The organism is Wolbachia endosymbiont of Pentalonia nigronervosa (genome assembly GCF_014534705.1).
Lineage (GTDB): Bacteria > Pseudomonadota > Alphaproteobacteria > Rickettsiales > Anaplasmataceae > Wolbachia.
Window position 1 is genome coordinate 1 of record NZ_JACVWV010000044.1, and the last position, 9,942, is coordinate 9,942.

Below are 9,942 nucleotides of genomic sequence, written 5' to 3' on the forward strand. Positions count from 1 at the left end.
TCCTTTTTTATGCTAATTTTTTTTGCCAACAATGGCTCCATTTTCTTCAGTAATCGGCAGATATTTGAGTTGTGCAAGTTAAACAAAAATCCCAAAAATGGATGTGTTATGTACGTTCTATAATAAATGAGAACGCATAATATTTTGTCTTCTAGTGTTTCAACGTGCGATTTTCTTCCGTGACATTTCTTTTTTGCCTACATTTTTTCCCACTCCGGCCTCACTTTTTCCACGATTTTTTCAAATTCTTCTGTTTTTAGACCTGTTATATCTCGAAAATTTCTTGGATGCTTCCTTAGATTATTGTAACTTAAGCTCATTTTATCTCCCTTTTACTTTATTTGATATAGCTTTTATCACATTTTCTTCATCTTGTTACCATGATTTGCAGCAGGTCTTTCTTTGTTGTTTTTTGCTACTGCCGTCAGAAATAGGTTTTAAAAATTATTTTACTTGTATTTACTTTACATAGGGATTTTTGTTCTTTTTGAGAATTAATCTCACAGGTACACCGTTAGTAAAGAAATTTTTTCTAAGATTATTTATTAAATAACGTTTGTAGCTTTCATCAATATTTTCAGGTACATTGCACACTAAAGAAAAAGCGGGAGGATTAGTGCCAATTTGAGCAATGTATTTCATTTTCACTGCTCTACCTTTTACAATTGGATGAGGATGTGTCTCTAAAGCAGAGATAAGCCATTTATTAAGTTTTGCAGTGCTAATCTTGTTATTTAGAGATTCATTGATTTCAAGACATTGATCTATGACATCTCTACAGCGCATGTCTTTCAATGCAGAAGTTGTTATGGTTGGCACTTCTAGAAATAGCCGAGTTATTTCCTGCTGTTTTATGAACTTGATTAATTTACTTCTATCATCTTTATTGATTAAGTCCCACTTATTTAAAACAACAACAATGCCTTTGCCTTCTTTGATTGCAATTTCTCCAACAGATAAATCCTGCTGCTCAACACCAAACAGAGAATCAAGCATCAAAATCACAACGTGAGAACGCTTTATTGATTCGATGCTTTTTTCGATAAATTTTGATTCTAAGTCATCTGTTTTTTTGCGAATTCCTGCAGTATCGATAAGAGTAATTAGCTCACCATGGTGATCATATAATGTATCTATGGAATCACGGGTGGTGCCAGCTTCTGAACTTGTGATTACTCTATTTTCTGTGAGTAGGCTATTTAAAAAAGTTGATTTTCCAACGTTTGGACGGCCGATTATTGCGATTCTTAATTTACTAGATTCATGGTCATTTAAATTATCATCTTTATTTAAGCCTGTGATAACGTTAGCCAGTGCATCATAAAGATCGGCCATACCTAGATTGTGTTCAGCAGAAATATATACCAGATCAGCAAAATTAAAGAATTGTAAATAATCGATACTTTCTGATCTATGACTTTCACATTTGTTGGCGATAAGTATCACAGGTTTGTCCGTTTTTCTCTTTAACCATTTGGCGAATTCTTTGTTTTGATCGTTTTGTATTTTTGCATCAATAAGAAATAAAATTATATCTGAACGAGATAAGGAAAATTCTATTTGTTCAATGACTTGCAGTGAAAAATTAGTTTGATCATTCCATCCACCGGTATCTACTACCTTAAATTCTAAGTCGCTAATTCTGCCTATTCCCTCTCTTCTATCTCTCGTTACTCCTGGAATGTTGCTTACCACAGCTGCTTTTTTTCTTACTAATCTATTGAAAAGAGTTGACTTGCCAGCATTTGGCAGGCCGACTATGGCAATTTCTAGCATGGGATACCTTAAAGATAAAGTATATACGGTGTTGTGTTGTGATCAATCGACATCTTGATTTTTTTTAATTTTTTATTTATAATTCATAAATTAGAATATTTAGAGAGTATTGTGCCACCTAGTAACACACAAAAAGATTCTTATCTTAGGATATCTGATGCTCCTGTAGATGCAACTATTGTTAATAATAAACCTGTTGCTGGAAAGCCTCATGTAAGTACACTTAGTAATGATCAATATTATCATTATAATATTGCAAGCGGTAATATTGCAAAATACAACTCAGTTAAAAATTCAAAAATTCTTCAAAACAAGACAACAATAGCACTAGCTTTGTACAATCATCCAGATTCTGATACAATAGTATGCACAGATAAGCAAGGGTCAGAGAAAACAAATGATATACAATTCAAACTTAAGAGTCTTGAATTTGATGAAAATGGTTATATAGCAATAATTGAGAATGGCAGTCAAATTATAACGATTACAGGTAAAACTGTTTTCGTAGTTACTTCGGACTTCATGAACTCTGAAATAAAGAGAGCACCAGATACAAGAATTGGTGTAAATAGTGGCATTCTTGGATATAAAGATGGTGATCAAGCAATAAGATTTAATGTTATGGTGATGCTTGATGCAGAAAATGGTATAGATAGCTTGTTTCAAGCTGCGGGTAATTGTAATGTATTAGTTTCCAAGATATTCAGTACTGCAAGAGAACGTGGAACTTCTGCTGTATATCCAATAGGGAGTAAACAAAAGGACTACATACAGTTTGTTGTAAGTGAAAATACTCTTCAAATAGTGTTGAGAAAAAAAAATGCTTTTATAGGAGCAATTCATAATGCTGTGGTAGAAGTATTAGGGAAAGTCTATGGAGAAGAAGTAGAAGTCAATAGAGAAAAAGTCTGGAAACTTAACTTAACACAAAAAGACACTTTTATGAGTGGAGCAGCTTTAAATAAAGCTCGAGGTGTTGTTAGAAATACAGCTAGAATTGAAGTGTTAGCAAGAGACCCGTTAGAAGCAAAAGCTGAACAGCCAGAAAGTGAAAAAGTAAGGCGTCGGGAGTATTTAAAAAAGAAATTTGATCATGCTGTTAATGCATTTGGTAAAGCTGGTACAAGGTCCAATCATAAAGAAGTACCAAAAGAACAGCAATTATCTATTGATTTAGGTAACAAGCCAGTGTTTGGCATTATAAGTAAAATTTTGCATTGGATAGAGAATAAATTTAAGTACTTTTTTCCACGCTATAATTTATTTCCAGAAGTTGGCAATAAGGACAGAAAAATTCCTGGGACTAAAAGTCAAGTGAAGTACTTTACTCCAGAGGAACAGGCCGAACATACCCTGGATCTTAATAAGGGAGACGGTAAGCTATATAATGCAAAAGGTGAGTTGTACGATACAACTGATAAGATAAGTAAAGGAAAAAAAGGATATGTAGCTTATGTAATCACACTCGATGGAAGGTTAATCACTCATGAACATGTGAATGTTGGTAAAAGTAACCACGCTTATCGTCATTCAACGCTTGCAGGTGGCGAACCAGTTCTATGTTCTGGTTTGATGGTTGTGAAAAATGGCAAGATAAAGTATATAGATAACAACAGTGGACATTATAAGCCGAGAAGTGCAAATTTATACAATGCAATAGAAAGGTTGAAAGTTGTATTTGCAGAAGATTCGAAAGTTGTTCATTTTGGAGGTTGGTTCGGTTTTATCAAAGAAATTCCAATTTTATGTAGAATTGTTCCAGGTAAAAAAGAATCAATAGGTGGGTTTCAGAAGAGAATGGAAAAAAAAGGAAAGAGTGGATTAACTAAAGTTGAAAAATGCTTTAAAGAAATAAGAGAATACAACAAACAATATGAACAGAAATTATTGCTTGGAAATTATAAATTACCTACAAGTGAACCTCCTAACAACCCAGCTATAACAAGTAAATTTTCTAGTAAATTAGCTAAAGAATGTCATATTGAATTTTTAAAAGAATTTGATGAACGTTCCGAAGTACAAAAAGTGACAATAGAGCATTCAATAAGAAAAATTATTGGAGCTAAATTTGGTCACAAGCCAAGAATTGAATATGCTGAAAAAAGAGTAGGCATAAATGTAATTTTTTCTCATGAAGATGATCATGAGAAATTTGTCAAACTTTTAGATTGTAAAGGATATCATTACACATCATTAACTATTCAGGAGAAAATTTTTAGTGGAGGAGATAATGCACCGAAATCCATAGTTTTTATGGATGAAAGATCTTTTAATAAATTCATAAAAAACACTTTAGAAATTGTAGGTACAGTATTAAGTGACTTAAAACCATTACCTGAAAAAAGTTGTAGTAGGACTATTTGATGGCTTCTTTTGTTTATTCAATATAAGTAGATTTTGATATCATTACCCTATAGAAGAGGTACAAGTAAAATAGTTGAGCGAGGAAATTTTGAAAGATAAAATAAAAAAAATAACAATTTCTGGAAAGGAAGTATGGCCAATTATAGAAGGCGGTAAAGGGATTGCAATTAGTGATGGTAGATCTAGTGGAGCATTTGCTGCAGCGGAAGCTGTAGGTACATTTTCTGGTGCGAATGCTAACCTCATTGATGAGAATGGTGAGATAGTGCCGTTACTATATAGAGGCAAAACAAGGCATGAAAAACACAATGAATTGATTGAATATAGTATTAAAGCTGGCATTAGTCAGGCAAAAATAGCGTCTGAAATATCGCAAGGTCGTGGAAGAATACACATGAATGTGTTGTGGGAAATGGGAGCAGCGGAGCGTGTGCTTCATGATGTATTGGAAGGAGCAAAGGGTTTAATTCATGGCATCACTTGTGGAGCGGGTATGCCATATAAGCTTGCAGAAATTGCAGCTAAATATCAGGTGTACTATTATCCAATTATCTCATCAGTGCGTGCTTTTAAAGCACTATGGAAGCGTGCATATCAAAAAATATCTTCTTATGTGCTAGGAGGAGTAGTCTATGAAGATCCATGGCTTGCTGGCGGGCACAACGGATTAAGCAATAGTGAAGATCCCGAATTGCCACAAGCTCCACTTGCAAGGATTATAGACCTTAGATCTTTTATGAACGAGGTTGGCCTTGCGGATACACCTATTGTTATGGCAGGGGGAGTATGGCACTTAAAAAATTGGGAAAATTGGTTTGATAATCTGCAAGTTGGGCCAATAGCTTTCCAGTTTGGCACGCGTCCACTTTTGACAGCAGAAAGCCCGATTTCTACAGAGTGGAAAAAAAAGTTATTAACTTTAGAAGAGGGAGATGTATTTTTGAACAAATTTAGTCCAACAGGATTTTATTCGTCTGCAGTGAAAAATAATTTTATACGTGAATTGCAGGAACGAAATTTACGGCAAGTAAAATTCTTAGAAAGTGCTGATAAAGAATTTAACAGTGAATTTACAATTGGTACAAGAAATAGAAAAATTTACCTTACTCCACAAGATAAAGGATTAACGGATCAATGGATAAAAGCGGGGTATACAGAAGTAATGAAAACACCAGATTCAACTGTGATTTTTGTTACACGGGAAAAATTTGCAGAAATAAGACAAGATCAAGTGAACTGTATGGGTTGCTTAAGCCACTGTTTATTCAGCAATTGGAAAGACCATAATGATTATTCAACAGGACAAAAGCCAGATCCACGTAGTTTCTGTATACAAAAAACACTGCAGAATATTGCACATGGTGGTGATGTTGAGAATGAGCTAATGTTTTCTGGGCATAATGTTTATAAATTCAAGCAAGATCCATTTTACAGAAATGGGTATATACCAAAAGTACAAGAATTAGTAGAGAGAATATTAAGTGGATATTGATCAACAGCTTGTGAAAACATATTTAATATTTCAACAATAATTGATTATCAAATGGTTTACTTTAGTGCACACAAATTAAGTGAGAGTAGCGTAATGATAGATTGTTTGTTCTGATGTGCTATTTTACATTAACTTAATAATGGTACTATGGTTAGCAAATTAAAAACTGAATTTTCTTTGACAAGTTCTCTTGGTCGTAGTGATAATATAAATATGCAAGGAAAGAAAAAGCAGCATTCTAAGTTTTTAGATAGAACATTTGAATTTATCGACACGATAATCAGTTTTATTTTAAAGCGTGAGAGTAATAATGTTAATGAAGTTTTGAGAGTAACCTGGGGACCTCTTTTTTTCGGTTTAATGATAATACTCGTCTTTTTTGGCATAGGTGGTATTTGGTCTGTTGTAGCTCCAATTGACGGAGCAGTGCATGCAAGTGGGGAAGTTATTGTGTCTTCAAGTAGAAAAATAGTGCAGCATTTAGGTGGAGGAATAATAAGTAAAATTTTAGTGACAGAGGGTCAAGCTGTTAAGAAAGATGAACCTTTAGTGTTGTTAAGTGATGTTAATGAAAAAGCAAATTTGAGCATCATCAAAGAAAAGCTTTTATCATTTTTGGCAACTGAGGCGAGGTTGGTGGCAATTAGAGGAGATTTGGATATTCTTGAGTTTTCTGATGAAATGAGAAAGCTATCCAGTGAGGAAGTTGTAAATAAAGTAATAAAAAATCAAATCAAACTATTTAATTCTCAGAGAAAAAGCATATTGGGAAAAATAAGTATATTAGAGCAGCGTATAAAACAATTAAGTGATGAATTGACAGGGTTAGACTTTCAGTTAGATGCAGCTAATAAGCAACGTAATTTGATTAGTGAAGAATTAGAAATGAAAAGGCAATTACTTGAAAGTGGTCATATAGGTAGGCCACATATTCTAGCTTTAGAGAAACAATTTGCTGAAGTTGAGGGTAGGGTAGGTCATTATCAATCAGCAATATCTCAAGTGCAACAAAAAATTGGGGAAAATAAATTAGAAATTATTAATGTACAAAATGACTATCAAGAAAGGTCAAATGTTGAGCTTAAAGAAATTAATACATCTATATCCGATTTAAAAGAGAGACTAATGGTTGCTGAAGATTCGTTAGCGCGTACTGTGATTAAATCACCTCAAGACGGAATAGTCACAGATATAAGGTACCATACAGAGGGTGGTGTTATACAATCTGGTGTGCCAATTATGAGTGTAGTGCCTTCTGATGATGATTTAGTAATAGATGCTAAAATTCAAACGAGAAATATAGAGGAAATATTATCAGCACAGAGAAAAGATAGTAATATGGTCTCTATTGATGGATTGGAAGGACTAAAAGTTAAAGTGCGTTTAAGTGCTTACAGTGCCCGTCGTTTAAGTCTCATTAATGGTATAGTAAGTCATATTTCTCCTGACGCTCTTGATGATCCAAGACTAGGCCGTTACTATTCGATACGTGTAGTAATACCAAAGTCAGAACTTGCTCATTTTAAAAATGTGTATTTATATCCTGGCATGCCTGCAGAAGTATATATAGTAACTCAATCACGCACGCTTTTATCTTTCTTATTCACGCCTATAATTGCAACGTTTGATAGGTCTTTTATAGAAAGGTAGCAATTCCGTCAGAGAATTATAAAAAAAGGTCTATTCCTTGGTGTACAGTCCCAAAGAGTGATGGTATAATAAAATATGAGAAAAAAATACCATCACTCTCTGGGACTGTACACCTAGTATAAAACCTATTTCTTTAGCGTAACAAAAGATTCAATTATTGACTACTTTACTTTTCTCAAAAACGCAAAAAAGGTAGGGGTATTTGTGAGAAAGTTTTACATAAACATAGCGTTATGAAAGAAAGATTAATAAGTTATGAAAAATAAGATAAGTGCGTAGGTACACGTCTTAACAGAACTAAAGCCAGCAGTATTGGGATTTTGGTTCATGCTGAATTTTGGATGGAGATAGATTCAAACATGCTGTTTGGCGGAAAGGGAGGGATTCGAACCCTCGACATATTTCCATATGTGCACGCCTTCCAAGCGTGTGCTTTAGACCACTCAGCCACCTTTCCATAAGTATGAATACTTCAAATATCTAGACATTTTACCCCAATTAGGGATGGTTTTGTTGCATAGCTATTTGTATTAGGATAGCATATGTAAATTCAAGCGGCCATTTCAAATTTTGGCATACTTATGTTAGTAAATCAAACAGCATTTCATAAAGAGCTCTTTTTTCCGATTTATTTTAGAAGGTGTCTTAAAAAGAAAAGAAGAAGAGAGTACACTGAAGTAAGTAAAAACAGAGAGGGAACAATATATCCAAGTGACAAAGAATAAATACCAGAGCCATATGTTGCACAAGGGGCAATAGGAAGGCCAAGAAAACACGATATTAGAGCATGCAATAAGATATATAATGAAAGGAGGTTGCCAGTGGCGAATGTTGCCAAAAGATTTTCCCCCATGGAAGACAGTATACGACCACTATTTCAGGTGGCGCAATAATGAAAAATTACAACGAATACATGACTCTTTGGGGCTGTACACCTAATCTAAATGGGTTTTTAAGGAATATTTGACGCTTTTGAACTGTTTTAAAATTTTGCAATCGATTTGGCCCTACTCTCGATGAACCATTAATATAAATAACTTTGCAGATTAAAAGTAATAATGTTATAATACCCGTGTGTGAAATAAAACGATATGATAAAGGACATTATTGGTAAGGTTACAGCTCTTGGATTAATCGGTGCTGTGGTTGCTGGAGGTATTATCAGTCTTGTGTTAAATTTAATAAAATTGATAGGGATGATTATTAGTTTTACACTAAGTCTTGTAGAAACTTCCGTTAATTTCGTATTAAGTTTAATAGGTCTAAAAATAGCTCTTGCTTGTCTTACACTATGTTTAGTTGGAGTTGCTGCTGTTGCTCTTCATAAGAAAACAAATTTATCATCTGCAATCAAAAAGGCACTTCCTGTTTGTGGAATAATTTTAATAGTGTATGCTGTTGGCCTTGCATCGAATTTTATTAGCTCGTCACCTTCGATTATGGGAGGAATGGTTGGTTTTATATATCCAGTGCTGTTTATGGCTGTGTTTTCGGTGTTTTTGTTGATCAACGCTGGCAGGAGAGATCAATTTTTAGATGAAGCCCGTGAAAATAGTCCAGCATTTATCACAAAGTTATGTGTTGTGACAGCAATTGGCACAGTGATTGGGATTGGTTTTGGTACTGCTATCAGTGCTGTCTTTCCTAATGTAATGGCTGGAATGTGGTCAATAGCTTTAGCAAGTACAGTGATCGGAGCGATAGTATTGCCAATAGAAATTTTTACTGCTGAATTTATTGACCTGCTTCCAATTAAAAAAGCAATAACCTTTACTGCAGATGAACCAAGTGAATCACTGGATGAAATGCAAGGGACTGAAAGTTTTATAGGATTACCTTACATTATCTAGCCTACTCCATAATTATAAGTATTTTACATATAAAACTAAAAATTTCTGTTGCAAAGTTTGTCCTACTATGATAATAAAGTTAAAATAGTGTTAACTGTGTGGAGGTAGTATGACAAGCCCATTAATAACAAAACAACAGCCATCATCTGTAGAAAGTCCAAAAATAAAAGATGTAGAGCAGAAAATAGTAAAGAATGAAACGCAGGTTAAACATTCTGTTGAGTTTCTAAATGGTATAAAGAGTAATAGCACTATCAAATGGATAGTAGAAAAAATTGTAGCAAAAATAGATGAATTTCAGCTTTCTGATGAAATTGATATTGATACTAATACAGTAAAAGTTAAAATTAAGATAGAATCTGACGAACAAGATAATATATATAACATTAAATTCATAGACGTTCAAACTAAACAAGTTAAAAGCAATAATGTTCAACAAAATCAAGAATCAAATGTGTTAAATACGATTAAGAACGTACGGTTGTGTGTACACAAAAAAAATGTGAATGGTAAAACAGAATATAAATTTGCAGTAAAGCTTAGTAAAGGTGCAGAAGAGTTTATCATAAGCGAAAACAATGAAAAATTACCATATAAATCGCAAGTAAGTGCACTAGGTAGTGTCGACATTTATTTTAACCAAAGATATATAGAAGCAATATGGACAAAAGATAAGAAAGAAATAGCTAATTTATCATAACGAGTAGCAACCCTACGAAAATTCTTGAGTTTATTGAACATTCTTTCGATGAGATTTCTCTCTTTATAAAGCTCTTTATCGTATTCTCTTGGTGTTTTTCTATTGGAACG

The 9,942-nt window shown here is 33.7% G+C and carries 7 protein-coding genes, 1 tRNA gene and 2 pseudogenes; 6 read left to right on the top strand and 4 right to left on the bottom strand.

The window, feature by feature from the left end; all coding sequences use genetic code 11:
- Together IC220_RS04825 and der are read right to left on the bottom strand one after the other, a co-directional pair.
- Window positions 1–320: pseudogene (locus IC220_RS04825) on the bottom strand (helix-turn-helix domain-containing protein); the annotation flags it as partial.
- A 139-nt stretch (window positions 321–459) separates the two neighbouring features.
- The gene (der, locus tag IC220_RS04830; RefSeq protein WP_188153411.1) at window positions 460–1,776 is read right to left on the bottom strand and encodes a ribosome biogenesis GTPase Der; all 1,317 of its coding nucleotides are present in this window, start codon (window positions 1,774–1,776) and stop codon (window positions 460–462) included.
- A 111-nt stretch (window positions 1,777–1,887) separates the two neighbouring features.
- Here der and IC220_RS04835 point away from each other — a divergent pair, with 111 nt between their 5' ends.
- The 3 genes from IC220_RS04835 to IC220_RS04845 all read left to right on the top strand — a co-directional run bounded on the left by IC220_RS04835 (window position 1,888) and on the right by IC220_RS04845 (window position 7,282).
- A complete protein-coding gene (locus tag IC220_RS04835) occupies window positions 1,888–4,140 on the top strand; it encodes a hypothetical protein (protein ID WP_188153412.1) in 2,253 nt (750 codons plus the stop codon).
- 88 nt (window positions 4,141–4,228) lie between these two features.
- The gene (locus tag IC220_RS04840; RefSeq protein ID WP_188153413.1) at window positions 4,229–5,632 is read left to right on the top strand and encodes an NAD(P)H-dependent flavin oxidoreductase; all 1,404 of its coding nucleotides are present in this window, start codon (window positions 4,229–4,231) and stop codon (window positions 5,630–5,632) included.
- Window positions 5,633–5,779: 147 nt separating this feature from the next.
- Window positions 5,780–7,282: an HlyD family type I secretion periplasmic adaptor subunit gene (locus IC220_RS04845; RefSeq protein ID WP_188153414.1), complete on the top strand. Its 1,503-nt coding sequence runs from the start codon at window positions 5,780–5,782 to the stop codon at window positions 7,280–7,282.
- A 367-nt stretch (window positions 7,283–7,649) separates the two neighbouring features.
- Here the strand turns inward: IC220_RS04845 and IC220_RS04850 are convergent.
- Window positions 7,650–7,739 (bottom strand) — tRNA-Ser (locus IC220_RS04850).
- 332 nt (window positions 7,740–8,071) lie between these two features.
- On the opposite strand from IC220_RS04850, the pseudogene IC220_RS08195 reads away from it, so the two are divergent.
- The 3 genes and pseudogenes from IC220_RS08195 to IC220_RS04865 form a co-directional block, all read left to right on the top strand.
- Window positions 8,072–8,147, top strand: a pseudogene (locus IC220_RS08195) (transposase); the annotation flags it as partial.
- Window positions 8,148–8,373: 226 nt separating this feature from the next.
- On the top strand, window positions 8,374–9,132 hold the full coding sequence (locus IC220_RS04860; RefSeq protein WP_188153415.1) for a hypothetical protein: 759 nt from the start codon (window positions 8,374–8,376) through the stop codon (window positions 9,130–9,132).
- Window positions 9,133–9,241: 109 nt separating this feature from the next.
- Entirely contained in the window at window positions 9,242–9,832 is a 591-nt protein-coding gene (locus IC220_RS04865) for a hypothetical protein (protein WP_188153416.1), read from the top strand.
- On the opposite strand, the gene IC220_RS04870 is transcribed toward IC220_RS04865, so the two are convergent.
- Window positions 9,763–9,942, bottom strand: a 180-nt coding sequence (locus IC220_RS04870; RefSeq protein WP_188152748.1) for a transposase, incomplete at its 5' end; no start/stop codon positions are given. The genes IC220_RS04865 and IC220_RS04870 overlap by 70 nt on opposite strands.

Excerpts from the sequence above, each read along its gene's own strand:
- der (WP_188153411.1), bottom strand. The coding sequence starts at position 1,776 with ATGCTAGAAATTGCCATAGTCGGCCTGCCAAATGCTGGCAAGTCAACT.
- IC220_RS04845 (WP_188153414.1), top strand. The coding sequence starts at position 5,780 with ATGGTTAGCAAATTAAAAACTGAATTTTCTTTGACAAGTTCTCTTGGT.
- IC220_RS04860 (WP_188153415.1), top strand. The coding sequence starts at position 8,374 with ATGATAAAGGACATTATTGGTAAGGTTACAGCTCTTGGATTAATCGGT.
- IC220_RS04865 (WP_188153416.1), top strand. The coding sequence starts at position 9,242 with ATGACAAGCCCATTAATAACAAAACAACAGCCATCATCTGTAGAAAGT.